Annotated in this window: 24 protein-coding genes; 13 read left to right on the forward strand and 11 right to left on the reverse strand. The window is 70.9% G+C overall.

Annotation, left to right across the window (positions count from 1 at the left end; genetic code table 11):
- Positions 1-245: 245 nt before the first annotated feature.
- Positions 246-1,355 (reverse strand): o-succinylbenzoate synthase, encoded by a 1,110-nt coding sequence (gene menC, locus N8I86_RS37555; protein ID WP_263279970.1) that lies wholly within the window; start codon positions 1,353-1,355, stop codon positions 246-248.
- A complete protein-coding gene (locus tag N8I86_RS37560; protein WP_263279971.1) occupies positions 1,352-2,143 on the reverse strand; it encodes a chorismate synthase in 792 nt (263 codons plus the stop codon). The genes menC and N8I86_RS37560 overlap by 4 nt, the downstream gene beginning before the upstream one ends.
- Positions 2,144-2,245: 102 nt before the next feature.
- On the opposite strand from N8I86_RS37560, the gene N8I86_RS37565 reads away from it, so the two are divergent.
- Together N8I86_RS37565 and N8I86_RS37570 are read left to right on the forward strand one after the other, a co-directional pair.
- On the forward strand, positions 2,246-2,464 hold the full coding sequence (locus N8I86_RS37565; protein ID WP_263279972.1) for a hypothetical protein: 219 nt from the start codon (positions 2,246-2,248) through the stop codon (positions 2,462-2,464).
- Positions 2,461-3,879: a PucR family transcriptional regulator gene (locus N8I86_RS37570; RefSeq protein ID WP_263279973.1), complete on the forward strand. Its 1,419-nt coding sequence runs from the start codon at positions 2,461-2,463 to the stop codon at positions 3,877-3,879. Before N8I86_RS37565 ends, N8I86_RS37570 begins: the two co-directional genes overlap by 4 nt.
- Here N8I86_RS37570 and dapE read toward each other — a convergent pair.
- Together dapE and N8I86_RS37580 are read right to left on the reverse strand one after the other, a co-directional pair.
- Positions 3,860-4,915 (reverse strand): succinyl-diaminopimelate desuccinylase, encoded by a 1,056-nt coding sequence (dapE, locus tag N8I86_RS37575; RefSeq protein WP_263279974.1) that lies wholly within the window; start codon positions 4,913-4,915, stop codon positions 3,860-3,862. The two genes, N8I86_RS37570 and dapE, sit on opposite strands and share 20 nt — an antisense overlap.
- The gene (locus N8I86_RS37580) at positions 4,912-6,333 is read right to left on the reverse strand and encodes an amino acid permease (RefSeq protein WP_263279975.1); all 1,422 of its coding nucleotides are present in this window, start codon (positions 6,331-6,333) and stop codon (positions 4,912-4,914) included. Before N8I86_RS37580 ends, dapE begins: the two co-directional genes overlap by 4 nt.
- A 140-nt stretch (positions 6,334-6,473) precedes the next feature.
- Between N8I86_RS37580 and N8I86_RS37585 the strand changes: the two genes are divergently transcribed.
- Both N8I86_RS37585 and N8I86_RS37590 read left to right on the forward strand, forming a co-directional pair.
- The gene (locus N8I86_RS37585; protein WP_263279976.1) at positions 6,474-6,773 is read left to right on the forward strand and encodes a hypothetical protein; all 300 of its coding nucleotides are present in this window, start codon (positions 6,474-6,476) and stop codon (positions 6,771-6,773) included.
- Positions 6,774-7,366: 593 nt separating this feature from the next.
- Entirely contained in the window at positions 7,367-7,747 is a 381-nt protein-coding gene (locus tag N8I86_RS37590) for a hypothetical protein (RefSeq protein ID WP_198960496.1), read from the forward strand.
- A gap of 166 nt (positions 7,748-7,913) precedes the next feature.
- Here the strand turns inward: N8I86_RS37590 and N8I86_RS37595 are convergent, their stop codons facing one another.
- Together N8I86_RS37595 and N8I86_RS37600 are read right to left on the reverse strand one after the other, a co-directional pair.
- Positions 7,914-8,477, reverse strand: coding sequence for a TetR/AcrR family transcriptional regulator (locus N8I86_RS37595; RefSeq protein ID WP_263279977.1), 564 nt, complete (start codon positions 8,475-8,477; stop codon positions 7,914-7,916).
- Complete coding sequence (locus N8I86_RS37600; protein ID WP_263279978.1) at positions 8,474-8,836, reverse strand: DUF1304 domain-containing protein; 363 nt, start codon at positions 8,834-8,836, stop codon at positions 8,474-8,476. Before N8I86_RS37600 ends, N8I86_RS37595 begins: the two co-directional genes overlap by 4 nt.
- A 268-nt stretch (positions 8,837-9,104) precedes the next feature.
- Between N8I86_RS37600 and N8I86_RS37605 the strand changes: the two genes are divergently transcribed.
- The 3 genes from N8I86_RS37605 (at position 9,105) to N8I86_RS37615 (ending at position 11,248) form a co-directional block, all read left to right on the forward strand.
- On the forward strand, positions 9,105-9,716 hold the full coding sequence (locus tag N8I86_RS37605; RefSeq protein WP_263279979.1) for a TetR/AcrR family transcriptional regulator: 612 nt from the start codon (positions 9,105-9,107) through the stop codon (positions 9,714-9,716).
- A 44-nt stretch (positions 9,717-9,760) separates the two neighbouring features.
- Positions 9,761-10,432: an enoyl-CoA hydratase-related protein gene (locus tag N8I86_RS37610; RefSeq protein ID WP_073898657.1), complete on the forward strand. Its 672-nt coding sequence runs from the start codon at positions 9,761-9,763 to the stop codon at positions 10,430-10,432.
- 372 nt (positions 10,433-10,804) lie between these two features.
- Positions 10,805-11,248 carry a PaaI family thioesterase gene (locus N8I86_RS37615; RefSeq protein WP_263279980.1) on the forward strand — a complete coding sequence of 148 codons (444 nt, stop codon included), beginning with the start codon at positions 10,805-10,807 and terminating at the stop codon, positions 11,246-11,248.
- Between the two features lie 489 nt (positions 11,249-11,737).
- Here the strand turns inward: N8I86_RS37615 and N8I86_RS37620 are convergent, their stop codons facing one another.
- Positions 11,738-12,361 carry a DJ-1/PfpI family protein gene (locus N8I86_RS37620; RefSeq protein ID WP_263279981.1) on the reverse strand — a complete coding sequence of 208 codons (624 nt, stop codon included), beginning with the start codon at positions 12,359-12,361 and terminating at the stop codon, positions 11,738-11,740.
- 120 nt (positions 12,362-12,481) lie between these two features.
- Between N8I86_RS37620 and N8I86_RS37625 the strand changes: the two genes are divergently transcribed.
- Both N8I86_RS37625 and N8I86_RS37630 read left to right on the forward strand, forming a co-directional pair.
- A complete protein-coding gene (locus tag N8I86_RS37625) occupies positions 12,482-13,819 on the forward strand; it encodes an aminotransferase-like domain-containing protein (RefSeq protein WP_263279982.1) in 1,338 nt (445 codons plus the stop codon).
- An 834-nt stretch (positions 13,820-14,653) separates the two neighbouring features.
- Positions 14,654-15,064, forward strand: coding sequence for a hypothetical protein (locus N8I86_RS37630; protein WP_263279983.1), 411 nt, complete (start codon positions 14,654-14,656; stop codon positions 15,062-15,064).
- Positions 15,065-15,430: 366 nt separating this feature from the next.
- Here the strand turns inward: N8I86_RS37630 and N8I86_RS37635 are convergent, their stop codons facing one another.
- Positions 15,431-15,862 (reverse strand): hypothetical protein, encoded by a 432-nt coding sequence (locus N8I86_RS37635; protein ID WP_073898667.1) that lies wholly within the window; start codon positions 15,860-15,862, stop codon positions 15,431-15,433.
- 958 nt (positions 15,863-16,820) lie between these two features.
- Between N8I86_RS37635 and N8I86_RS37640 the strand changes: the two genes are divergently transcribed.
- Entirely contained in the window at positions 16,821-17,819 is a 999-nt protein-coding gene (locus N8I86_RS37640; protein ID WP_073898669.1) for a helix-turn-helix domain-containing protein, read from the forward strand.
- 144 nt (positions 17,820-17,963) lie between these two features.
- Here N8I86_RS37640 and N8I86_RS37645 read toward each other — a convergent pair whose 3' ends face one another.
- Positions 17,964-21,341 (reverse strand): S8 family peptidase, encoded by a 3,378-nt coding sequence (locus tag N8I86_RS37645; RefSeq protein ID WP_263279984.1) that lies wholly within the window; start codon positions 21,339-21,341, stop codon positions 17,964-17,966.
- A 247-nt stretch (positions 21,342-21,588) separates the two neighbouring features.
- Between N8I86_RS37645 and N8I86_RS37650 the strand changes: the two genes are divergently transcribed.
- Positions 21,589-22,308, forward strand: a complete 720-nt coding sequence (locus N8I86_RS37650; RefSeq protein ID WP_073898673.1) for a hypothetical protein — start codon at positions 21,589-21,591, stop codon at positions 22,306-22,308.
- Here N8I86_RS37650 and N8I86_RS37655 read toward each other — a convergent pair.
- The gene (locus tag N8I86_RS37655) at positions 22,263-22,553 is read right to left on the reverse strand and encodes a hypothetical protein (protein ID WP_263279985.1); all 291 of its coding nucleotides are present in this window, start codon (positions 22,551-22,553) and stop codon (positions 22,263-22,265) included. The two genes, N8I86_RS37650 and N8I86_RS37655, sit on opposite strands and share 46 nt — an antisense overlap.
- A gap of 129 nt (positions 22,554-22,682) precedes the next feature.
- Between N8I86_RS37655 and N8I86_RS37660 the strand changes: the two genes are divergently transcribed.
- Positions 22,683-23,321 carry a hypothetical protein gene (locus N8I86_RS37660; RefSeq protein ID WP_263279986.1) on the forward strand — a complete coding sequence of 213 codons (639 nt, stop codon included), beginning with the start codon at positions 22,683-22,685 and terminating at the stop codon, positions 23,319-23,321.
- A 179-nt stretch (positions 23,322-23,500) separates the two neighbouring features.
- A complete protein-coding gene (locus N8I86_RS37665; protein WP_263279987.1) occupies positions 23,501-24,004 on the forward strand; it encodes a hypothetical protein in 504 nt (167 codons plus the stop codon).
- A gap of 232 nt (positions 24,005-24,236) precedes the next feature.
- Here the strand turns inward: N8I86_RS37665 and N8I86_RS37670 are convergent, their stop codons facing one another.
- On the reverse strand, positions 24,237-24,425 hold the full coding sequence (locus N8I86_RS37670) for a DUF1272 domain-containing protein (protein WP_073898676.1): 189 nt from the start codon (positions 24,423-24,425) through the stop codon (positions 24,237-24,239).
- Between the last annotated feature and the right edge of the window lie 71 nt (positions 24,426-24,496).

Below are 24,496 nucleotides of genomic sequence, written 5' to 3' on the forward strand. Positions count from 1 at the left end.
TCGCGCGACACCCGGTGACGGAGCGCTGCCGGGCGCCGTGCGGTCCGCCACGCGTGTACGGCGGACCAGTGCCGACGGATTGCGGGGCGGGGCTTGGGCTTCTGGTCATCGGTGGCGGGCGGGATGCCGAGTGTGGCGGCCTTCGTGACTCCCCGTGCGGTGCAGTACGCCTTCCGGCACCACCTCTCTCCGCCTGACGAGCGGCGATCCAAAGGGCCGGGGCCCGGCCGCCCGCCGGCCGTCGATCAGCGCCGCCACAGGTCCCGGCGGGCGCGGGTGAAACGGCGCAGGGCGTCGGGCAGTGGTTCGATGCCGATACCGGGGGTGGAGGGCACGGGCAGGTGGCCGTCCTGGAGGACGAAGGGCTCGGTGATGTCCTCGGCGAAGTAGCGGTCGGAGGCGGACGTGTCGCCGGGGAGGGTAAAGCCGGGCAGGGCGGCCAGCGCGAGGTTGGGGGCGCGGCCGATGCCGGTCTCCAGCATGCCGCCGCACCACACGGGTAGGCCGTGCGCGCGGGCCACGTCGTGGACGCGGCGCGCCTCGAGGTACCCGCCGACGCGGGCCGGTTTGACGTTCACCACCCGGCAGGCGTCCATGGCGATCGCCGAGGCGGTGCCGGCGGCGTCATGCAGGGATTCGTCGAGGCAGACAGGGGTGGTCAGGCGCTGCTGGAGTCGAGCGTGGGCGTACAGGTTGTCCTCGGCGAGGGGTTCCTCGATCAGCAGCAGGCCGAAGTCGTCGAGCCGGCGCAGGTGCTCGGCGTCGGCGAGGGTGTAGGCGGTGTTGGCGTCGACCTGGAGGGGCAGCGCCTCCCCGAAGCGTTCGCGGACCGCCCGAACCGGTTCGACGTCCCAGCCCGGTTCGATCTTCAGCTTGATCCGGACGTAGCCCTCGGCGAGGTAGCGCTCGACGTCGTCGAGGAGTGCGGGCAGGGAGTCCTTGATGCCGACGGACACCCCCGCGGGCACCCGGTCGCGGACCGCGCCGAGGTAGGTGGCCAGCGGTATCCCGTAGGTGCGCAGCTCGGCGTCGAGGACGGCGGTCTCCAGGGTCGCCTTGGCCAGCAGGTGGCCCTTGACGCCGGCGACGGCCGGGGCGAGCCGTGCGGCGGTGAGCCTCGGCAGGGCCGCCGCGCGCGGCAGGAGGAAGTCGCGCAGCACGATCTCGGCGCCGGCGACGAACTCGGAGCAGTACAGCGGTTCGGGGTCGGCTGCGAACTCCGACCAGCCCTCGCCGGTGTCGGTGACGACGCGCAGCAGGAAGGTGTCTTTCGTGGTCATTGTGCCGAACGAGGTGCGGAACGGGGTGACCAGCGGGATCGCCACGTGGACGATCTCGACGTGTTCGAGTCTCATGCCGTCTGCTCCTGGTGGGTGAGGGTGTACCAGCCGTCGCGGGACATGCCGGTTGCCGTGCAGCCGCGGGCGAAGGCGTCGGTGAACACCGCGCGCACGGCGTGCCGCCAGCGCAAGGCCAGGGCCGGGGCGGCGGCGCGCAGCGCGACGATGTCGTCGGGGACCCGGCACCACACGCGCTGTCCGTCCCGGTCGTGGAGGGTGAGCGGTCCGCCGTCGGGTGCGACGGCGCTGACTCCGGCCGGGGCGAGGGCGGCCCGACGGTCGTGTGCGTCGTCCATGCCCGGGGGCGGCGGCGCGGCCGGTTCGGGGGCCGTCAGGTCCCAGGTCACGGTCAGCCGGTCGCTCTCGTCGCCGTCGTTCACACCGTCGGCCATGGGGCCGTAGAAGTCGACGAGATACTCGGTGCCGACGGCCCCTAGCTTGGCCAGGTTGAAGCGGGCGTTGCGACCGACCAGCGGGTCGAAGGTCCACCGCATGGTGCGGGCGCCGCGGTCGAGCGCCCAGGCGCGCTGGGCCCGCTTCACGGCGAGGCCGAGTCCCTGGTCGGCGGCGGCGACCAGCGAGTAGGTGTCCCCCTGCGGTCCGAGGACCACCACGGCGGCTCCGGCCACCCGCGTCCCGTCGAGCGCGACGTGCACGGCACCGCCCGCGTGGATCAGGCTGTGCAGCACCTCGGCCGGGTAGGGCGGTGCGGTGCGGGGTGTGTGCCAGACGTCGCTGAAGTAGTCGGTCACTGCCGCGATCTCGGCCACGCCGTGGACGGCACGGATGGGGGCTGTCGTCATGGCACGAGTCTCGGAGACCACGACGCCCGCCGAGTTGTGCATGACGACAAGACCTGCGTACGTTCCTTTCCGTATCGGCCAATCGTTCAACCGAGGAGAAACATGGACGTCCCTACGCTCGGCGATCTGCTGGACGTCGTCGGGGACTCCGCCCTGAGGTTGCGCGCGGCCCCGGCGGGCCTGGCGGTGCCGGTCGCAGAAGTGCTGCTGTACGACGCCGGCGCCCCCTACCGGCCGCGCCCGGCGGGCTGCTGCTGGCGGTCGGAGTGCGGGCCTCGGCGGCGGGAGCGGTGGTACGTGCGGCGGCGCGGGCCGGCATGACAGGCGTGGTCGTGCGGGGCGCGGACGGGCCGGTGGGCGAGGCGGAGACGCACGGCGTGGCGCTGCTGTCGCTCGAGGGGGACATGCCCTGGCACGAGGCGCACCTGCTGCTGGTGTCGGCGGTCGGTGCCGGTGCCGGTGCCGGGCCGGGGGAGTTCACCGGCCCGGGCACGGGCACCGCGGCGGTGTCGGCCAGCGAACTGGGCGACCTGTTCGCGCTGGCCGACGCGATCGCCACCGCGGTCGGCGGGGCGACCGCGGTGGAGGATCCCCATCAACGCCTCCTGGCGTACTCGACGGTGGCGGGCCAGGCGCTGGACGAGGACCGCAGGCAGGGAATCCTGGGCCGGCAGGTGCCGGCCAGCGCAGAGAACACCGAGCAGTACCGGGTGATGTTCGCGGCCGACCATCCGGTGCGGCTGCCCGCGCTGGGCAAGGGCGATCTGCCGCGGCTGGCGATGCCGGTGCGGGCGGGCGGCGAGACACTCGGCTCGATCTGGGTGGTCGACGGCGGCATGCTCGCGGCGGACGCCGAGGAGACCCTGGCCCAGGGCGCCTCCACGGCAGCCCTGCTGCTGCTGCGGGCCCGCGCCGCGCGGGAGCTTGCCCGCCACCACAACAGCGACCTGCTGCGCCGCCTCCTGGAGGGCACCGCGGAGGCGGCCACCGCCGCCCCCCGGCTGGGGATCGACGGCGCGCTGCGGGTGGCGGCCTTCGCGCTGGACGCGGCCGCCGACCTGCCGGACGCCGAGCGGACCGCGCTGCGCCTGCTGGACGTCGTGCGCCTGCAGTGCGAGGCACGGTACGGGCGGCACGCCTGTGTCCTGGTCGACGGCGTGGTGTACGCGCTGCTGCCTGCGCCGGAGGCGCCGGGCGGTACCGGCCCGGAGCCGCGCCGGCGCGCGCACGAGCAGCGTCACCGAGCGCTGGCCGAGGACATCGTGCGGCGGGCCGGGCGGGCCCTGCGGATCCCGGTGCGGGCGGCGCTCGGGGCCGTGGTGCCCGGCGTCAGTGCGGTGACCGCCTCACGGGCGGACGCGGACCTGGTGCTGCGAGTCCTGGACGAGCAGCTGCCGGTGGCGTCGGTGGACGAGGTCAGGCCCCGGGTGACGCTGCTGCGCCTGACACAACTCATGGGAGAAAGACGCGAGTTGAACGAGGGCGCCTGGCGGCGGGTGATGGCGTACGACGAGGCGCACGGCACCGAGTACGCCCGCACCCTGATCTGCTACCTCGACGCCGGCTGCGACATGGCGGGCGCGGCCAGGCTACTGGCCGTGCACCCCAACACGTGCCGCTACCGCCTCCGGCAGGCCCGGCAGCACGTCGGGATCGACCTGGACGATCCCGACGAACGGCTGGTCCTGTGGCTTCAGTTGAGGGCCCTGGCAGGGCTCACCGGAGCCAGCTCCTGAGGCGTTCCTCGCACTCGCGCAGGTGCGCCACGGGCACGTACTCGCCGGCGGTGTGCGCGAGTGAGGGGTCGCCCGGGCCGTAGTTGAGGGCGGCCACGCCCAGGGCGGCGAACCGGGCGACGTCAGTCCAGCCGAACTTGGGCCGGGGCCGGACCCCGAGCGCATCGACGAGTCCGGCGATCCGGTCCAGGCCGGGCAGCGCCCCGGCCACGGCCTCGGCTACGCGCACCTCGTACTCCTGGAACATCCCGCGCAGCCGCGCCTCCGCCTCCTCGGGTGAACGGTTCGGAGCGAAGCGGTAGTTGACGGTAATGAGGCACTCGTCAGGGACGACGTTACCGGCCACCCCGGCCCGTACGGCGACGGCGCCGAGCCCCTCCCGGTACTCCAGCCCGTCGATGACGACCCTCTCGGGTGCGTGGTCGTCGAGCCGCTGGAGGACGCGGGCGGCCTTGTGTGCGGCGTTGACGCCCTTCCAGGCCCGCGCGGTGTGCGCCCGCTCGCCCCGTACGACGATGTCGGCGTTCAGGATGCCCTGGCAGCCGGCCTCGACGCCCGCGTCGGAGGGTTCCATGAGGATGGCGAGGGCGGCGTCGTCGATCAGGTCGGGGCGTTCGGCGGCGATCCGGTGCAGGCCGTTGCGGTCGCCCTCGACCTCCTCGCATTCATAGAAGACGAAGGTGAGGTCCTGGGCGGGGTCCGGCAGGCTGGCGGCGAGCCGCAGGGCCACGGCGACGCCGCCCTTCATGTCGCACGCCCCCAGGCCGTGCACGCTTCCGTCGGCGAGCCTGGACGGCAGGTTCCCGGCGGCGGGGACGGTGTCGAGGTGCCCGGCGATCAGGGTCCGCCGGGGGCGTCCGAGTGCGGTACGGGCGACGACGGAGTTGCCGATCCGCTCGACCGAGAGGTGGGCGAGCCCGCGCAGCGCCTCCTCCACGGTATCGGCGAGCAGAGCCTCTTGTCCGCTCTCGGAGGGCAGGTCGACGAGGGCGCGGGTGAGGCCGACGACATCGGCGGTCAGGTCGAGGGAGGTCATGCGGATTCCTGTGCGGGTTCGTGGGTCTGTCGGCCGAGCTTGGAATGGCGGATGCCGTAGCAGCCGTAGACGACGAGGCCGGCAACCATCCACGTCCCGAAGGCGATCCAGGTGTCGGCGCCGAGGCTGGTGAGCATGTAGACGCAGCAGGCGACGCCGAGGAGCGGCAGCAGCGGGGAGAGCGGGACGCGGAAGGTGCGCGACGCCTGCGGGGCGCGTCGGCGCAGCAGCACTACGGCCAGGTTGACCAGCATGAAGGCGAAGAGGGTGCCGATGCTGGTGGCATCGGCGAGGCTGCCCAGCGGGACGAGTGCGGCGAGCATCGCGATGAAGGCCGAGACGATCACGGTGTTGGCGCGCGGCACTCCGGTGCGCGGGTGCACCTTGGCGAACAGGGGAGGCACGAGCCCGTCCCTGGCCATGGCGAACAGGATGCGTATCTGGCCGTACTGCACCGTCAGTACGACGCTGGTCGTGGCGACGACGGCGCCGACGGACAGCAGGATCGGCCACAGGCTCCCGCCGCCGACAGAGCGCACCAGTACCTCGCTGAGGGTGGCCTCGGTGCCCGCGAAGTGCTTCCACGGCATGGCGCCCAGCGCGGCGACGGCGACGATCACGTAGAGGACGGTGACCAGGACCAGGGACAGGATGATGGCGCGGGGCAGGTCGCGCTGCGGGTTCCTGGCCTCCTCGCCCGCGGTCGAGGCGGCGTCGAAGCCGATGTAGGAGAAGAACAACGAGGCGGCGCCCGCGCTCATCCCGGCGGCGCCGAGCGGGAACAACGGCCGGAAGTTGCCCGCGTGGAAGGCGGTGAACGCGACGGCGCAGAACATCACCAGCGAGGCGATCTTGACGGTGACCATCACGGTGTTGACGACCGCGCTCTCCTTCGCGCCGCGCAACAGGACAACCATGGCGAGGACGACGATGAGGGCGGCGGGGACGTTGACGGTGCCGCCGGCCCCCGGTGGCGCGCTGAAGGTCTCGGGCAGGGTCACGCCGAAGGCGAGGTCGAGCAGTTCGTTGACGTACTGCCCCCAGCCCACCGCGACGGCGGCCACGGACACCCCGTACTCCAGGATCAGGCACCAGCCGCACACCCAGGCGACCAGTTCGCCGAGCGTGGCGTAGGCGTAGCTGTAGGAGGAGCCGGAACCAGGGATCATGCCGGCCAGTTCGGCGTAGGAGAGCGCCGAGAACAGAGCAGTGATCCCCGCGAGCACGAAGGACACGACGACAGCGGGCCCTGCCTCGGGGACGGCCTCGCCGAGGACGACGAAGATGCCTGTGCCGAGGGTGGCGCCGACGCTGAGCAGGGTGAGCTGGGTAACGCCCATACTCCGTCTGAGCGAGCTGCCCTCGGCCTCACCGACCAGCGAGCCGACCGCCTGCCGGCGGGTCAGCCGGCCTGTCATGCCTCCTGCTCGTCCCGTCCGTGGCCGTGTACCGAGTGTCTGCACCGTGCTTCCCTTCGCCGTGGGACTGCCTGGCGTAGATGATGCGGAGACGGCACCTCGCCCCGGTGAGGGAGTCGGCCAAAGCTTCCCCGTCTTCTTTGCCCATCCCTCCAAAGCCACCCTGCCCGGATCCTGGATCCCCCCGGCCGCATCCGCCGAGTCCGCCCCGACGCACCATCCCCGAGGACGACCTGTTCTGGGCCCTGTGCGGAGGCTGCGGAGGCAACTACGGCGTCGTCACCGCACTGCAGTTCGCCACCGAGGACACCCGCGACGCGAGCCTCACCAGGTTCGTGGTCACCTGGCCCGCTACCGGGACCGCCACTGCGCTCCAGGGTTGGAGAGCATGGAACGCCGAGCAGCCCAGCGACTCCGGCATGCCCTCCCTGCCCACGTGACCCGAACCTTCATCGGCGCGCCCGGCGACCTTCATCCCGTGCTGGACCGGCTGTCCGCGGCCGTGGGCGAGGTCGGGATCCGAGCAGAACCAGGGCCGCGGCGGTCGTCTCGGGATGGCGAGCAGGAGGGCCGACGGACGCGTGCGTCATGCTCCGTGCTGCGTCACGTGTCGCACGGCGTTTCCGGGCCGTCCTCGAGCTGGTTCCTTCACTCACCAGGGCCGCCGTCTGTGCCGCCGCCTCCCTGCTGCGCAGTCCCGAACCCGACAGCCCCCGTCTCGTCGCTGGGGATGCCGAAGACGTCCGGGCCCCGCGCGAATTGTTCCATCAGCGCACCTCTCGTGCGCGCACCAGCTCCTCGTCACTCGCCTGCTGCGGCCGTGGCGGCGGTGGGATGCGAGCGACAGCACGGGGGTGCGGGTGGCCCTGCGGCTGGCCTTCGGCGCCGAGGGCCGGGTACTGGCGTGCGGCGGGGAGATCTTCGAGGGCGGCGGGCCCGACGGATGGGGCGGCGGACCCGACGGATGGTCAGGGTCGGAGGGCGGTGACACGCCCGAGGAGGGGTTGAGCTCTACTCCGACATGTTCCAGCCCGTGCAGCCCGACCACGGCTACCGGGCCGAGCGTCGGGAGGCCGACCGGGCGCTGTACTCCGCCGACGTCAAGGGCCGCACCAAGGTGGCCGTCGTGGTGGCCAAGGACCAGAAGGACCGCCCCGGTTGGGGCCCGCCGGAGACGAACGCCGCCTGCGATCCCGCCGAACTGTCGGCCGCCCAGGGCTGGGAGGTGTGGACCGACGGCGCACGGGTGCCGGTGAGCCGGCTGGAAAGCTCCGCTTCCTCACCCTGGGCGGGCGGCCGCACGTACGTCCGTGATCCCGAAGGTGTGCTCGCCCGTGACGGGCTGCTCAGCGTCGTACCGCAAGCAGGTCCGCATGCCCGCGGGCGCCCGCGACACCGGGTACCACTACCGTGAGCGGCACCTGTGGCTGACGGAGGAACCGGGACACCGCCTACGTCCGCACGTCCTCAGGAGTGGAGGCCTGGCCCCGGGCGGCGCGGGAGGTCGCCTGCAAGTGACCGGTCAGGTGTGGACGGACGGCGCACGGGTGCCGGTGAGCCGGCTGGAAAGCTCCGCTTCCTCACCGGCTCCGGTGCAGTGCGACCAGCAACTGCCAGACCTGGTCCGCGACTTCCTCCGGCGCGGCCCGCAGCAGTCCGTGCAACCAGTCCGCGAGGACACCCGCGAAGGTCGCCGCCACCGCCGACGCGACCAGCGGGGCGTCAGCCGCGCCGGCCAGTTCGCGCTCCTCGAGGCTGCGGGCCCGCAGGTCCCGGTGCAGCACCCGGCCGAGCGGCCCGCCGCCGCCCGGCGCGAGCAGCGACCGGTACAGGGCCGCGTGCGGGGCCAGACCGGTGAAGAACTCCCGCAGCGCGGGCGGGGCGTGGACCGGATCGGGTCGCCCCCGCCAGGCGTGCAGCGCGTCCACCGCCTGCCGTACGACGTCCGCGCACGCGTCGACCGCCAGCGCCTCGATGCCGTCGTAGTGCACATAGAACGTGGCCCGGCCCACCCCGGCCCGGCGCACCAGCGCGGCCACGGCGACCTCCGTCGGCGGTCGCTCGGCGCACTCGGCGAGCAGGGCGGCGCGCAGCCTGGCGCGGGTGCGCGCCGCCCTCGGGTCCTCGTACGGCGCCCGGCTCATCGCGCGGCGAGGACGGCGGCCAGCGCGAGCGCGCCGGGCAGCGCCTGGGCGAACAGAATGCGGCGGTTGGCCGTGGTGGCGCCGAACACGCCCGCCACCACCACACAGGACAGGAAGAACACCTCGACCCGGAAGCCGGTCGGGTCGGCGGCGAGAAGCCCCCACACCAGTCCGGCCGCGAGGAAGCCGTTGTAGAGGCCCTGGTTCGCGGCCAGCGGAGCGGTCGCCCGGGCCGTCTCCGGGTCGAACCCGTGCAACCCCCGCCCCGGCTTCCGCTGCCACAGGAACATCTCCAGCACCAGGATGTACATGTGCAACACGGCCACCAGTCCGACCAGCACGTTCGCCACGATTTCCATGAGCAGCGAGCCCTCCCCTTCATGGACAGGTGTCCAGGATAGCTGGACACCTGTCCACTAAATCACGAGGTCCCGCCACCCCGGCGCAGCTCCCGCCTCGCCACGTAGTGCCACCGAGACAGGCTGGAGGGGACGCTGGAAGCGCGGCAGGCGGCCGTGGTCTGACGCCGACAGGCTTTCCTCTTGCATGTTCTATGCCATACACCTTAAGTTACTGGCAGGTAGACCATTTGGTGGGCCGTATGGCCCCGGGGAAGCTGGTGAGCAGATGAGCCCGCGCAAGAGTGAGAGCCGTGACCGGATGGTCCTCAGTGCTGCAGCTCTGCTGCGTGAATACGGTGCGAGCGCCACCAGCATCGACCGGGTACTCGCCCACAGCGGAGCCCCCCGGGGCTCGGTGTACCACCACTTCCCGGGCGGGCGGGCGCAGCTCATCGAGGAGGCGCTGGCACTGGCGGCGGACTTCCTCACAGGGCTGATCGACACCGCTATGCAGGTGGATGACCCGGTGGCGGCCGTCGACGCGTTTTTCCGGCTGTGGCGGGACCGGCTCGTGGAGAGCGGCTTCCGGGCCGGCTGCCCGATCGTGGCGGTGGCCGTGGAGACCAACGACGATGCACCCCAGCTTGCCCGCTCGGCCGCCGCAGTCTTCGCCCGCTGGCAGGAGGCCCTCGCTGCTTTTCTCGTCCGGCACGGACTGACCGAGGAACGCAGCCGCCGACTCGGTGCCTTCATGATCGCCGCCGTCGAAGGCGCGGTGATCATGTGCCGTGCCGAACGGAGCACCGCCCCGATCGAGGCAGCCGCCGCCGAGATCCACGACCTGCTCCTCCACGCCCTGCGCGACCGCCCCGGTGCCGCATCCGGGCCCCGGCCGTAGCCCGCAGTCGCTTGTCCACGTCAGCTCAGCCCGAAGGAGTCGCCATGCCCTCACTCGACCGTCAGGACAACGTCTTCGTCCTCGACCTGGGAGACGGAGAGAACCGCTTCCACCCCGACTGGCTCACCGCCGTCAGCGCCGCGCTCGACGAGGTGGAGAAGGCGGAAGGCCCTCGCGCCCTGGTCACCGCCGCCACCGGCAAGTTCTACTCCAACGGGCTCGACCTGGACTGGCTGTCCGCCCACACCGACCACTACCAGGACTACGTGGTCACCGTCCATGAGCTGTTCGCGCGAATGCTGTCGCTGCCGGTCATCACGGTGGCGGCGCTGCAGGGGCACACCTTCGCCGCCGGTGCCATGTTCTCCCTCGCTCACGACTTCCGCGTCATGCGCGCCGACCGCGGCTACTGGTGCCTGCCCGAAGCGGACATCAACATCCCCTTCACCCCCGGCATGGCCGCCCTCATCCAATCCCGGCTGGCGCCGCAGACCGCGCACGAGGCCATGATCACCGCCCGTCGCTACGGCGGCGCCGACGCCGCGGCCACCGGCATCGTCGACCAGGCCGTCACCGAGGAAGCCGTGCGCTCCACCGCGATCGAGATCGCCCAGGCACAGGTGAACAAGGCCGGCGACACCCTCGGCACCATCAAGGCCCGCATGTACGCACCGGCCCTGGCCACCCTGCGCGACACCACCAACCCGCTCGGCTGACCAGCACCTCACCGACCGCACCAAGCCGTGTCCCGGGGCACGGGCTCTGCCCCAACCGCCCACCGCATCAGGGCGTTCACCGCGAACACCATCTTCCGCGACAACACCTGGTGCGAGCGAGACAAGCAGAACGCCCTGCGCGTCAGCCCGCACAACGTGGCTTCGGCCTCCACCTGCCCACCCGCAACGGCGGCAACGAACGCACCCGCGTCGCCCTGAACACCCTCACCGACCTCACCTGGCACGACCCCATCGCCGGAACCCCCTGGCACAAGCACGTTCCTGCCAGTACCCGTACCCAGCACGTCCCCGCCTGATGAACACCCCGCCCCTCGGGGCGGCACCACCAGCACCTCGCAAGGAGAACGCCCCGTGACCACCACCGACCTTACCGCCATGACCGGCCTGGAACTGATGCGCTGGGTGCAGACCGAACGCCCCACTGACATCCCCTCCATCGGCCGCCTGCTCGGCATGCGCTTCGACGAGGTCGCTCACGGCCGCATCGTCATCTCCCTCGACACCCGCCCCGACTTCGCCAACCCTCTCGGCACCGTCCACGGCGGCATCGCAGCCACCCTCCTCGACTCCGCCATGGGCTGCGCCGTCCACACCACCCTCCCCGCCGGCACCGGCTACACCACCCTCGAACTCAAGGTCAACTACATCCGCGCCGCCCGCACCGACGGCCAGACCCTCACCGCCGAGGGCACCGTCATCCACGCCGGCCGCCGTACGGCGACCGCCGAAGGCAAGGTGCTGGACGACCAGGGCAAACTGATCGCCCACGCGACCACCACCTGCATGATCCTTTAGATCACTCGCCGAGGTTGGCTTCGTGGCGGCGGTCGGCCCTCTCATCAACGTCTCCAAACGGCGCCTCGAGCACGGGGCACATACGAGGTACCGTCGTCGTCCTCAGTCGGCGAGGCCCTTTTCGAGGACGGTGCTGGGGTCCACGAGCGGCGGCGCCGGTGGCTGTGAACCTGGGCCCGGTATCCGGTCCCCGCACCGCCGCCGCGGATCGTGCACCGGCGAGGCCGCACCGCCCCGACCGTACAGACCCGTCCGGCGACCGGACATCCCGCACACCAACCCCGTACAGAGGAGACGGCCACGACGGTGGCCTGCACGACCTCATAGCGGGCGACGCACGCATCACCGGGCTCGGCAAGATCCCTCACGCCCTGTACAGCTCTATCCCGGCGTGCAGGTCCGCACGGTTCCCGGCGCTCCGGGGCCGGTGGTCGGCCAGGCCGCCGATGGCGCGGCTTCCTGGCCGGCCGCAGCTCGCGGGCTGGTGGGTCAGACGAGCGCCGGGGCCGGAGCGGGCAGGTACGGGGTGATGTTGCGCCAGGCGCGCTGGATGTATTCCTCCTTCTCGCCGACCGGGGCGACGTAGTGCAGCGCACCTTCGGCGGCGTCCTGGCCCTGGAGACGGGTGATGATCCAGGCGGCCAGGTAGTGCGAGGCCAGGCATCCGCCGGCGGTGGCGATGTTGTCCTTGGCGTAGAAGGGCTGGTTGAGGACCTCGACGCCGGCGGCGACGACCCACGGCTTGGTGACCAGGTCGGTGCAGGCGGGGATGTCGTCGAGCAGGCCGAGCCTGGCCAGCACGAGCGCCCCGGAGCACTGCGCCGCGATGAGCTGGCGCGAGGGGTCCAAGCCCCGCAGGATGTTCATGATCGCCGGGTCTTCGGTGACCTCTCGGGTGGCGATGCCGCTGCCCACGATGACGGCGTCGGCGGCGCACGCCTCCTCCAGCGTGGACATCTGCTCGATGACCACCCCGTTCATCGACGTCACCTTGGGGCTGGGGGTGGCGATGGTGACACGCCAGTCGTCGCTCTTGATGCGGTTGAGCACACCGAGCGCGATCAGGGAGTCGAGCTCGTTGTAGCCCTCGAAGGTGAGGATGGCGATGTGCACGGCGGCTGTCCTTTCCGGAGGTGTCCACCGCCGCTGGGGCGGTGGCCACCTGAGTGGGATTCGACGGTAGGAAGCCGTCGGCACGACAGTCAAAGAATTGTCATGGATACAATCCGGCGCATGGCATCCCCGCGATACAAGAAGCTGGTCGACGCGCTCGCAGCCGACATCCGGGCCGGGCGGCTCGCCCCGGGGTTGCGGCTGCCGACCCACCGCGCTCTCGCTGCCCAGGAGGGCATCGCCGTGGTGACCGCGACCCGGGTGTACGCCGAACTGGAAGCGATGGGCCTGGTGAGCCGGGAACAGGGCCGGGGCACGTTCGTCCGCGACATCGCGGTCTCCGCCGGTCACGGCATCGATCAGCAGGCAGTCGCCACAGACGTGGTCGACCTGAACTTCAACTACCCGTCGCTTCCCGGCCAGGCCGACCTCCTGCGCCAGGTTCTGCGGGAGGTGGCCACCTCCGGCGATCTCGACTCTCTGCTGCGCTACCAGCCGCACCGAGGGCGCCCCCAGGACAGAACCTCCATCGCCCGACACCTCGGACGCCGGGGGATCACCACCGACGCGGATCGGATCCTCATCACCAACGGCGCCCAGCACGGCCTGGCCATCAGCGTCATGGCCACCCTGAGCGCCGGCGACGTCGTCGCGGTCGACGCACTCACCTACCCCGGGTTCAAGGTGCTCGCGCACGCCTTCCATCTCGATCTGGAGCCCATCCCCACCACCACCGACGGGCCGGATCTCGACGCCCTGGAGAAGCTGTGCGCGACCCGCCCGGTGCGCGCGATCTACACCATGCCCACTTTGCACAACCCCCTGGGCTGGGTCATGCCGGCAACAGACCGCACTCGTCTGATCAGGATCGCCCGACAGCACGGTCCGCTCATCATCGAGGACGCCTCATACGCCTACCTGGTCGAGGACCCTCCACCGCCTCTGGCCGCCACCGCACCGGACATCACTGTCTACGTCTCGGGACTGTCCAAGAGCATCGCCACCGGCCTGCGGGTCGGTTTCGTCGTCGCCCCGCCGTCCACGATTCCGTCCCTCGAACGCGCCATCCGGGCGACCATCTGGAACACCCCCGCCCTCACCACCGCCATCGCCTGCCGCTGGCTCGACGACGGCACGGTGAACCATCTGGAAGCGGAGAAACGAGACGACGCCAAGACGCGCCAGGCACTCGCAAGACAAGAGCTGGCGGGCCTCCCGCTCGTCGGTCACCCCTCGTCCTACTTCACCTGGCTGCCACTGCCCGACGATGCACGCGCCGACCGCCTCACCGCCACCCTTTCGCGCCACCTCATCTCGGTCACCACGGCAGAGCCGTTCACCACCTCGGCACACACACCACAGGCGATCCGCCTCGCCCTGGGCTCGACCGATCTGGACAGCCTCCGGTCAACGCTGCGCACAGTGCGCCGAGTCGCCATCGAGGACGCCTACGCCTGAACTCCGCCCGTACTCGCTCAATCTTCCCGCCCTTCCCGCCCCAACGAGCCGTGTCCGGTCGAGCGCCACGGCCATGGAGCTGTCATGTCGGCAGGAGCACCCACTGACCGACGCTTCCTGGCCCCGGACGGACGTGGCGCCTCTACGCCGTGCCGACCGCCGTGGCTACCTGGTGTTGCGCGATCCGACCACGTGGGGCGAGGGCCTTCCCGCCGGGACAGGACTCATCCTGACCATGCCTCCGTTGCGGCACCCGTTCGCCCATGGACTCGCCCTCAGCCTGAGCGCCCACCGCCGGCGCAGCCCCGACCCCAGACCAGTCGGCACCGTGGCCCCAGCTCCGTGCTCGCGGTGCCGGGGCCGCCTGATGCCCGCTGCGGCCATGCCGTTCGCCACGCTGACACGCGGCCGCCGAGTGATGGGCCAGGCGAGGCCGTCCAGCCCCGGCCCACCAGTACCAGCAGCGCCGACGACGCCGCAGGCAGGTGCGGGCCGCCGTCCGGTGGACGCTTCCGGCTCAGTACAGGGCCGGGCCCGGCCGGGGGCGGCCGCCGCGCTCACGGCTGGTGCTCGCGTCCGGTTCTGGGAGCACTACGACCGCCTCGGCGTCCGCGCGCGACCGAACCCTGCGGTGACGCTGTTCATTCGACTCGACAGGCGCCCCACCCGACTCGTGCAATATGACAAGGACATGACCGATATTGGCCCTGTGCATCACAGGGGGTGTCCCGCAGCATCCTGTGATGGCGGTGCTGGGGCCGAAGCCACGGGGCCGCCCGGGCCGCTGCCGCCAGGGAACCGACCGGGGAACCCGGCACTACACGAGGGGAAAACATGAGCATCGGGAAGGCTGTCACCGCGTCCTTATTCTCGACGCTGCTGCTTGGCGGCGTCCTCGCCGCCGCGCCGGCCGCCCAGGCCCAGACCAGCGGGGAGACGGGGCCGCTCTCCTGCTACGGCAGTGCGAAGTCGTACTCCAAGCCCGCGGGGAACCGCTGGTACCCACAGGGTGGCCCGTACCTGACGGCCACCACCAACTGCGCCGACATCAACATCAAGCCCAACACGACCACAAGCATCGCGGTGTGCTGGCTTCCTAGCTCCGGCGGCTCGTACTGCCAGGGTTCGTACAAGACCGCCCCAGCGGGCCAGTGGACCGTCGTCGCGACGGACGTCCGGGACGGCACGCACTTCTACTTCGACTTCGGTTCGACGGCGGCGAACTCGGGAGTTTGGGCGGCCTGACCACCGCTCTGAGCACGTGCGCACAAGTGCCTGAGGGGGAGGGCGGTGCTACCCGGCCGGCAAGCACCGACCTCCCCGGCCCGCCGCACCCCCCGGACGCCTTCCCACGTCCCCCGTACACTCTGAACACCTGGTCCTGCGGGCGACTCGCCACATCGACGCCACTGCCGCCCAACTGCGAGCCGGGGGCCACGAGTTTTGTGACGAGGACATCGCCCGGCTGTCCCGGCCTCAAGCACAGGAACGTTAACCCGATGGGAACGCAGAGCAGACATCCACGAAGCGTTCCTCAAACTCGCATGCTGCCTGATCACACACTGACAACGCGGCTCATCGCGTAAGCCGTTGTAGCGGAGAAGGGAGGGGCTACCCCGGAGGCAGCGCGCGCTCCCTGCGGTTGCGCTTCTCCATAGCCGCGCCCGCCCAGAGGCACCAGGCGACGCAGCCGGCCAGGAGGAGGAAATAGGTCATGAATCCGATGCCGTCGCCGACGAGCCACAGCACCAGTGCGGGGGGCCCGAAAACGATCAGCGGGCCGATGACCCACCAGGTCAGATATGTGCGCAGTATCTCCCCGCCGACGAGCGGCGTCTCCTCGTGCACCGCGTAGTGGGTGACCGAGGTACTGCCGTTCCCATACTGTGTGTAGGACGAGTCGCCGACGGTCAGGCGATGCCGACGCAAGGGGATCACCGGCAGAAAAAACAGCACGGCCCACTGGGTGGCGTGGTGGCTGCCGTCACGATTCGGGTGACTGAAGCCCCGATACGTGGTGCCGAATCCGTTCCACGTGGACATGCTTCGCATCCTCCTCGTCGTCTCCGGCCTGAACTGTCTCACGTGTGGTGGGATTCAGGGTCGGATCAGACGTGATCCGTACGTCCTGGGGCAGCAGTTGGGTGCCGTCGTTGCAGTTGCCGCCGGCCAGCAGGATCGCGAACGGGGCGGCTCACCGCCCGGACAACGGAAGCGGCGCTGACACTGCGAGAGCAGCGGGTGGTCAGGCACGGTGACGACGGGCACGAGCGCGGGCCCGGCGGCCGCGGCGAGCCCGTCGACCCCGGCCCAGCCGCGGGTGGCCTAGCTGCGGGCTGACGCCCCTACGGCCTGCACCAGCCGGGCCGACAGGGTGCCCAGACGCCCACCAGGACGACTGCGGCGGGCGCCCGAGGGTGCTTTGGAACCGAAGCAGCGTGGGCATGGCGCAACCCACACAAGGGGTGGTTTGAACATCAAACCATGCCGGGTGATACTGGGAAAACGACCACGCCAATCGACTCCCGGGACCTGGCGGGGTGCCCGTGGTCCCTCGCCAAGGCCCTCCAGACCCCGTAGACCGAACGGCCCCTCCTCGGCGGAACGCAGGTCCGGCATGATCAACGTCGCCCACGTCATCCTCTACAGCCAGGACGCGACCTCGACGATCAGCTCGGGGAACTGCGTGCGCGGGGCGTGGGGATATCCCGCCCGGTCGGCGAACAGCGCTGGGGCAGGCTGACGGCGGTGCGTCTGCCCAGTGGCGCCGAACCGCCGCTGTGCGCACCTCACCACCCCATGGCCCATAGTCCGTGACACTCGAGCGGCCCCGCCCGGGGTCCGCCGGATGCTGACGGCACCTCCCCGTCACGGTGAACCAGCCGGCGACAACCGTCGTGGTGCCTGGTCGCAGGGGTTGGTGGAATCATCCGCCGGGACGACCGCGTTCCCCCCGCGGAAACCCGGGCGGAGGCGGCCCGAATACTAGAAAGGTGGCGACATGCTGGAGACGGTGGGCCTGACGGCCGACGAGAGTGAGGTCTACCGCCTTCTGGTCGCCACCGGGACTGCGTCCGCTCAGGACATCTCCGGCCGCTCGGACCTCGACGTCGTGACCGCGCGGCTGCTGCTGCGCGCGCTGGAGCACAAGGGACTGGCGTCGGCGGCCGAGGACAGTCCCGAATGGTTCACGGCCGTGCCGCCGCAGGTGGCCCTCATGCCCCGGCTCCAACGCCACTTCGACGCCCTGGAACAGACCCGGGCCGCCGTCTACGAACTGGCGGAGACACACCGCCGCAGCGCATGGGCCCGGAGCACGGGCGAGGCCGTCGAGATCATCACCGGCGCGGCGGCGCTGCGCCAGCATCTGCGCCAGCTCCAGCACGGCACCGACCGCGAGATGATGTGGTTCGTGAAGGCCCAGTACGTGGCCATGTCCCCGGAGAGCAATCAGGAGGAGTTCGACGCACTGGACCGGGGCGTGCTCTACAGGGCCCTGTACGAGCAGGCGTACTTTGACTGCCCCGACGCGGTGGACTACGTCGTCAAGGGCGTACGCGCCGGAGAGGTCGCCCGGGCGGTGCCTCTGCTGCCGCTGCGGATGGCGATCGCCGACCGCTCGGTGGCCATCCTGCCGCTGGCCGCCTCGGGCACATCCCGCAACCCCCGGGAACTACAGGCCGCGGTGGTGCGGGAGAGCAGCCTGCTGGACGCGCTCATCGCCCTGTTCGAACACCACTGGGAGATCGGCGCCCCGCTCCGGGTGACAGAGGAGGGCCAGATCGGCGGCGCCGGCACCCCGGATGCCGCCTCGCCGGTCGGGGAGGACCGGCACCTGCTCTCCCTGATGGTCGCCGGCATGACGGACGAGGCGATAGCCGGACAGCTGCGGGTCAGCAAGCGCACCGTCCAGCGGCGCATCCAGGGCCTGATGAGCCTGGCGGGCGTCGCGACCCGTATGCAGCTGGGCTGGCACGCGGCCCGCCGCGACTGGCTCTGAGTACGGCGGACACCCGCACCGCACACGAACAGAGCCCACCGGATGTGTCCGGCGGGCCCTGTCCTCGACCGTCCGGCCGCTGCGGCCGGGCTGCACTACTCGCGGAAGCGGTTGTTCGAGGAAGTGGCTGCTCCGCGAAGGCGGCTACTTGAGCAGGTAGCCCTTGATGACGGTCTCCTTGAAGGAGTTGCCCGCCGCGTCCTCGACGTGGACGCGCAGGCTGACCGAGCCGCCCGCGGCGCCGCGCGGGTGCTCCACGGTCACGGTGCGCTCCATGCCGGAGCCCTTGATCCGCACCGAATGCCAGGTCTTCCCCTCGTCGAAGGAGACCTCGGTGGTGAAGACGCGGACGGGCGAAGCCGGGGCGCCGGCCGTCCGCTGGATCAGGACCGGGATGTCGAGCCTGCGGCCGGCCTCGGCCCGGTTCCACTCGTCCAGCTTCGGCGACATACGGACCGCGTACAGCGGCAGCGCCTGCCGGGTCGCCGTGGTCTGCGACCGGAACCGCCATTCCGCCCGCACACTCGTGGAGACGGAGCTGGGGGCCATGTCACGGTCGTGCTCGACCGTCAGACGGTAGTCGGCGGGGGTGGCGTCCGCCGGGACGTCGCTCATGCTCCAGTCCTGGGAGACCAGCTCGCCGTTGCGGCGCAGCTCCACCCTGGGCAGCCCGGCCGTGGTGTCGGCCACCAGATCGAGGTTGCCGTTGGCGGCCGACTGGAAGGGCCGGTACATCGTGTCACCCTCGCGGAAGGCGGCCATCTGGTCCGAGAGGCCCACGGCCTGGATCCCGCCGTTCCAGCGCTCCTCGATCTGGGAGCCTGCCCTGTAGCCGTGCAGGTCGCTCAGGTAGCTCTGCCCGTGTGCGTCCGGGTCGAGGAAGCTGTTCTGGTCGAAGGCTGTCTGCCAGCGCAGGCCGTCGGCCGCCGAGAAGTAGTCGACGCGGCGCGTCGGGACCGGGATCCCCTCCATCGCCCGTCCGCTGAAGCGGACGTGGTCGACGTACGTCCACACGATGCGCGTGGCCGTGGTGCCGGGCGCGGTCGCGGCGAACGTGGTGTTCACCCGGGCCAGCTCCGACTTGCGGGGGTGATAGGCGGGGTCCGCCGGGATCGCGCCGTGCACCGGTCGCGTGAGGTAGTAGACCGATGATGGATTCCCGTCGGGGCCGGCCGGGTCGCCCCAGACACTGGTGACGAGGTATGTGAACTTCGATTCCTTGTCCCGGGCCGTCGGCACCGCGTACACGCCGTCGATGTGGTCCGTGCCGATCGCGTTGTACATGGTGACCGAGAGAAGCTGGTCGGCCATGCTGATCGTGCCGATCTCGGCCGACATGATGCGCGCGGAGCGGCTCGGTGCCGACACCGTGACGGGTTTCGCCTTCCGGGCGTCGATGGTCACCTGCCGGTCGGTGCTCATCACGACCTTCGGCACACCGACGATGGTCCCCTCGGTGAAGGAGGCGTCGAAGTAGAAGCCGCTCACCGAGTAGGTGCCCTTCGGCAGTCGCACCACCGTGCTGCTCTTGCCGAGCGCCTCGACGTCGTACGCCCTGCCGTCGGCCGAGTTGACCAGCAGGTAGGCGTTGTCGGGGGCGCCGCCCGTGCGGCTCTTCATGTCGATGCGCAGGTCGTAGGACGGCTGCTCGACGTCCATGCCGAACGGGACGCGCACCGAGACCTGGCCGTCCGCCGAGGTCGCGCTCACCACGCCGCTGTAGGCGGCGTACGTGGTCGTGGCCTCCGGCGTCGCGGTGAGGGTGACGTCCGCCGTTCCGTGCGCGGGCACGGTGACCGAGCCGGCGCTGAGCCGGAACACGCCGGCCGGAGCGGGCACGTCCTTCTTGCCGCTGCTCGGGTTGTCCTTCAACTGGAGAGTGACCGGCGCCGCGCCCGGGTTGCGGTAAGTGATGGTCTTGGTCACCGGAGGCCGCTTGCCGTCCGTCCAGCGGATCTGCCCGAAGTCCAGTGCGGTGGTGTCGGCGGTGACGTCCTGGTCGACCGCCCGGGCGACGTCGACGCGTCCGGCGCCCTGGAAGTAGGCGCCGTGCTCCTTGGCGCCGGTCGCCGACTGCATCAGCTGGCGCTTGACCTGCTCCGCCGTCCAGTCGGGGTGCTGCTGGAACAGGATGGCGGCGGCTCCGGTCACGTGGGGCGTGGCCATGGAGGTGCCGCTCATCGCGACATAGCCATCGTCGGTGGTGGTGCCGCCTGCCTGTGCGGCGACGACGTTGACGCCGGGCGCGATGACGTCCGGCTTGAGGCCGGAGTCGCCCACCCGCGGGCCGACCGAGCTGAAGGCGGCGAGGTCGTCGTCCTCTTCGGCCGCGCCGACGGCCAGCGCCCGGTCGTCGGAGGCGGGTGAGGAAACCTTGTCGGGACCGCTGTTGCCGGCCGCGGCCACGACCAGTGTGCCGTAGTCGCGGGACACGGTGTGGACCATGGCCTCGAGGGCGTCGGTCTCCGGCGTGTTCGTGTCGCCCAGGCTGAGGTTGATCACCCTGGCGCCGTGCTGCGCGGCCCAGGCCAGGCCCTCGACGACGTTCGAGTTGTCGCAGGTGCCGTCCGCGGTGCACACCTTGCCGGACAGGATCTGGACGCCCGGTGCCACACCTTTGTACTTGCCGTCCGAGGCCGCACCGGAACCGGCGACCGTGGAGGTCACGTGGGTGCCGTGGCCGTTCAGGTCGTCGGTGTTCGGCTCGGTGGTGAAGTTCGCGGACTCGGTGACGAGGCCTTTGAGGTCCGGGTGATGGGGGTCGTAACCGGTGTCGAGCACGGCGACCTTGACGCCGGTGCCGGTGTAGCCCTCCTCCCAGGCGTGCGCGGCGCCGATGCGCGGTACCGTGCTGTCGAGCCCGATCCTGGAGTGCCCGTCCAGCCAGATGCGGCGCACACCCGCTCCGAAGGACGTGGCGTCCACCCGGGCGGGGGCGATGCCCTTCCAGAACCCGGCGGCGTCCGCGTGGTGTTCGCCGAGGGTCGCGAAGGGGGTCCCGCCGATGGGGCGGACGGCGTCGGCACCGGCGGCGGTCAGCTGTCGCCGGGCGGTGCCCGCGTCACCGGTCAACTCAACGATCAGCGGCAGGCTCGCCCGCTGCGCGTACTTGCCCCGGACCAGGGCGGAGACGTTGAACAGCGCCTTGTCGAGGCGGCCCGTCGCGAGCAGCGGGAGCGTGTCGGCGGGTATGACCGTCCAGTCGCGACCGGCCTGGCGCTTGATGAACGCGACTCGTTCGCGGCCCTTCGCGGGCTCGACCGACACACTCTGCTTGCCCGAGGTGTCCGTCTCCAGCGTGACGCGGTCGCCAGTGATCAGTGTGAGCCGATGCCGGGAGACGAGCGGCGACCGGACCGCTCCGGTCTGCGCGGCGGCTTCCGTTCGCCCGGCGCCCGGGCCGAGGTCCTGAGCGGCGCCGGGGGCGGCGGTCAGTCCGGCCACGAGCGCAACGAGGGCGGCGGCTGCCACCGTGTGCCGAGGCCGGGGAGGGCGGATCCGGCGGCGCCACCTGTTGTTCATGTCTCTCATGGGAGGACAGCGTGGTGCCATCAAAGGCCGAGGTCAGCAGTCTGCCCTGTCCACCAGGCGTCAAGTCACCTTTACGCCAACCCCCCTCCTCCATAAAGGGGGCAAAAACGTCCGGGTTGGCGGCTCATGGATGTACCGAGCGAGCCGCTCCCCGGGTGGTGTCAAGCCGGCCGCCGCAGCATCCCTTAGCGTTGAGTCCTCACGCCTTCCGCGGTCGCCGCACCTCAGGAGACCTGACATGACCGAACTACTCACCGAGGCGATCGACGCCCACGGAGGGAACACACGCTGGCGCCGACTGACCCAGGCGCGAGCCACCCTTGTCAGCGGCGGTCATCTGTTCACCGTGAAAGGCCTGCCGCAGGATCCCGCGCCCCGCGAGATGACCGTGCTCCTCCATGAGGAGCACGCCTCCGTCAGTCCCTTCGGCGCCCCGGACCAGAAGACCGACTTCACGCCCGGACGTGTGAGCATCGACAAGCTCGACGGGCGAGTGGTGGCCGCACGCGAGGACCCGCGTTCATCCTTCAGCGGCCACGCTCTGGAGACCCCCTGGGACCCGCTGGACCGCGCCTACTTCAACGGCTATGCCCTGTGGACCTACCTCACCACGCCGTTCCTGCTCGCCATGCCCGGCTTTACGGTCACCGAGATCGAGCCGTGGCAGGAAGGAGACGAACTGTGGCGAGGACTGCGCGCGACGTTCCCACCCGAGATCGCCAGCCACAGCACCCACCAGGACTTCTACTTCGGCCCCGACCGGCTGCTGCGCCGACACGACTACCACGTCGATGTGGCGGGCGGATTTGCCGCCGCGCAGTACGTCTACGACTGTGTCGACGCGGACGGCATCGTGCTGCCCACCAAGCGCCGGGCCTACCGCCGCAACGCCGATGGCTACCCACTCCTCGATCAGGTCATGGTCTCGATCGACCTGAGCGACATCCACTTCAGCTGAGAGCGCCGTGCGATTTCGGGGTGTGTATCACGGTACTTCTTGTACTCCTTGGGGGTCGCGGCGAAGCCGTGCTTCGTAGCCACACCCCTGATTTGGCCGAACCACTGCTGGGAGTCCTCCAGATGCTGGTAGCTGAGGACGAAGTCGGCCGCGAACGCCCTGACCAGGTCTGCTTTCAGGCCGCCCAGCCGGTCGTCGTCGGCGAGAAGGAGGGAGAACAGCGGCGCGATGCGCCTGGGGATCACCGGCCGGTCCGGTCGCCCGTCAGGCCCACGGCCCGGTGGATGAGCACGCTCATGCGGTGCCGGTGTCGCCCACACACCCTGCCGCCGGATCGGCAGCGCGGGGCCGACGGCAGTCGCTACGTTGGTCCGGTGACGACCCTCTCCGCTGTTGACCTGACCGACCCTGAGGACCGCGAGCAGCAGGCGGACGTCACCCGCCGCCTGCTGTACTTCCTGAACGCTCCAATCGTCGAGTACTGCCGCCTGCGCGGCGTCCTGCCCGCACCGGGTGCTGTCCGCATCGCCATCCGTGCCGGGGACGACGAGAACGCCCGGGACTTCCTCTACGAGATCCCCAACGACGCCGTGACCCCGTACTACGTGCCCGGCCTGCTGCGTACGGTCCTGACCGGACCCCAGCTCCACAGCAGCAGCGATGTGGATGAGGTCATGGGGATGGCCCTCATCCGCTTGCGCCCGCAGGAGATCACTCCGGACCCGGAGCCCGAACAGGGCCGGGCGCTTACCGCCGTGCGGGCACTCTCGGGCCCCGGCGACGACGAGAACCCGTTCCTGATCGGCTTCCTGATGCACGGCGACGGGCTGCTGCGCCTGTACCTACAGCGCACTGACCGTCCCGGCATCGTGGGCGCCGACATCCGCCTCACCGAGATGCCCGCCACCGCGCTGATCGCGTCCCTGCCCTCCCTCGTCGAGGAGGACCAGTACCGACAGCCGTCGCCGGACGACCCGCATTGCGACCTCCTCGTCGACCTGACCAACTGGTAGGGCCGTTCGGCGTACCGGCCGTCTGCACCTGTTCCTCACGATTGCCGTCCTCCCCAGATCCTTTGCCTCCCCGCAGACCTCTGGCGCCTGGCGGGCCGACGCGGCGACGACGTGCCACGTCCGGATCCACTTCGTGCCGATCAAGCCCTGACCGGAGCGCCGAACACATGGGAGACGTCATGAGCGACCAGGCCGGGCACGGACGCGGGCCCGTGCCCGTGCAGTACCACCAGTTTCAGATCAGCGACGAGGACGGCCCCGCCGGCCCGGACCTGCCCCGCGAGCACAACGGGCTCATCGAGGTGCAGGACGGCATTGCCACCGTCCACACCGGCATCCACACGGGCGACGTCGACGTCACCGTCACCCTGCACCTCCGCGCTCCGGACACCCATGTCACCGGCTGGGACGAGATCGTTGAGGTGTCCCTGCATTCTGTGTCGGGCGGTCTGATGGTGCGGGGCTTGATGGACGATCTGGACGAGGAACTGCCCGTGCTCTCCTTCGACGGTCCTGGCGACTACCGGCTGCGTATTCACGCGCGCGGCCGTGACACCGCCACCGACCTCGCCCCGGACGAGATCACGGAGTGGTACCTCATCCGTGCCTGGCCGGCGCCGGCACAGGACGCGGCGGCTCTCCGGCAGACCGACAGCTACGGAGCCACCCTCCGCATCCCCTGACCGGCTCAGCAGTCTCCTACCCGGGCCCTTCGCTCAGGGACGAGCCCAGGCACCGAGCGCCGACGACACCCGGCAGACGCTCACCGACGACCAAATGCAGCGGGCGCCTTTTGCGGGGTGAAGGACAAGTCGCCGCCGGTGGCTCATCGTCATCCCTTCGGTGGGCGGCGACACACGGGTCCAGGTGGCCGCTCGGCGGTGTGTGCACGGGCTCGGGCTGCCGGACGTACGGTCAGGCCACCCCGGCCGTCCGGCGGGGGCGGGTGACCAGTTCGCCGCCGCAGTTGGGGCAGACCTGCCCCAGGGCCGCGCCGCATGCCTCGCAGAAGGTGCACTCGTACGAGCAGATGCGGGCCGGGCCGTCGGGCGGCAAGGGGGCTGCCGTACAGCGCTCGCAGCGGTCACGCATCTCCAGGGCCATGGCGGTGTCGTCTCCTCGGGGTCGGGCGGGCGGCCGTCGCCCCCCATTCTCCGGCGGGCCGCCGGAGCCGC

Source organism: Streptomyces albidicamelliae, assembly GCF_025642175.1.
Classification (GTDB): Bacteria; Actinomycetota; Actinomycetes; order Streptomycetales; family Streptomycetaceae; genus Streptomyces; species Streptomyces albidocamelliae.

What these genes read in the sequence shown, in the direction of transcription:
- menC (WP_263279970.1), bottom strand. Translation starts at nt 1,355, where the DNA reads ATGAGACTCGAACACGTCGAGATCGTCCACGTGGCGATCCCGCTGGTC.
- N8I86_RS37560 (WP_263279971.1), bottom strand. Translation starts at nt 2,143, where the DNA reads ATGACGACAGCCCCCATCCGTGCCGTCCACGGCGTGGCCGAGATCGCG.
- N8I86_RS37565 (WP_263279972.1), top strand. Translation starts at nt 2,246, where the DNA reads ATGGACGTCCCTACGCTCGGCGATCTGCTGGACGTCGTCGGGGACTCC.
- N8I86_RS37570 (WP_263279973.1), top strand. Translation starts at nt 2,461, where the DNA reads ATGACAGGCGTGGTCGTGCGGGGCGCGGACGGGCCGGTGGGCGAGGCG.
- dapE (WP_263279974.1), bottom strand. Translation starts at nt 4,915, where the DNA reads ATGACCTCCCTCGACCTGACCGCCGATGTCGTCGGCCTCACCCGCGCC.
- N8I86_RS37580 (WP_263279975.1), bottom strand. Translation starts at nt 6,333, where the DNA reads ATGACAGGCCGGCTGACCCGCCGGCAGGCGGTCGGCTCGCTGGTCGGT.
- N8I86_RS37595 (WP_263279977.1), bottom strand. Translation starts at nt 8,477, where the DNA reads ATGAGCCGGGCGCCGTACGAGGACCCGAGGGCGGCGCGCACCCGCGCC.
- N8I86_RS37600 (WP_263279978.1), bottom strand. Translation starts at nt 8,836, where the DNA reads ATGGAAATCGTGGCGAACGTGCTGGTCGGACTGGTGGCCGTGTTGCAC.
- N8I86_RS37605 (WP_263279979.1), top strand. Translation starts at nt 9,105, where the DNA reads ATGAGCCCGCGCAAGAGTGAGAGCCGTGACCGGATGGTCCTCAGTGCT.
- N8I86_RS37610 (WP_073898657.1), top strand. Translation starts at nt 9,761, where the DNA reads ATGCCCTCACTCGACCGTCAGGACAACGTCTTCGTCCTCGACCTGGGA.
- N8I86_RS37625 (WP_263279982.1), top strand. Translation starts at nt 12,482, where the DNA reads ATGGCATCCCCGCGATACAAGAAGCTGGTCGACGCGCTCGCAGCCGAC.
- N8I86_RS37630 (WP_263279983.1), top strand. Translation starts at nt 14,654, where the DNA reads ATGAGCATCGGGAAGGCTGTCACCGCGTCCTTATTCTCGACGCTGCTG.
- N8I86_RS37635 (WP_073898667.1), bottom strand. Translation starts at nt 15,862, where the DNA reads ATGTCCACGTGGAACGGATTCGGCACCACGTATCGGGGCTTCAGTCAC.
- N8I86_RS37640 (WP_073898669.1), top strand. Translation starts at nt 16,821, where the DNA reads ATGCTGGAGACGGTGGGCCTGACGGCCGACGAGAGTGAGGTCTACCGC.
- N8I86_RS37645 (WP_263279984.1), bottom strand. Translation starts at nt 21,341, where the DNA reads ATGAACAACAGGTGGCGCCGCCGGATCCGCCCTCCCCGGCCTCGGCAC.
- N8I86_RS37650 (WP_073898673.1), top strand. Translation starts at nt 21,589, where the DNA reads ATGACCGAACTACTCACCGAGGCGATCGACGCCCACGGAGGGAACACA.
- N8I86_RS37665 (WP_263279987.1), top strand. Translation starts at nt 23,501, where the DNA reads ATGAGCGACCAGGCCGGGCACGGACGCGGGCCCGTGCCCGTGCAGTAC.
- N8I86_RS37670 (WP_073898676.1), bottom strand. Translation starts at nt 24,425, where the DNA reads ATGGCCCTGGAGATGCGTGACCGCTGCGAGCGCTGTACGGCAGCCCCC.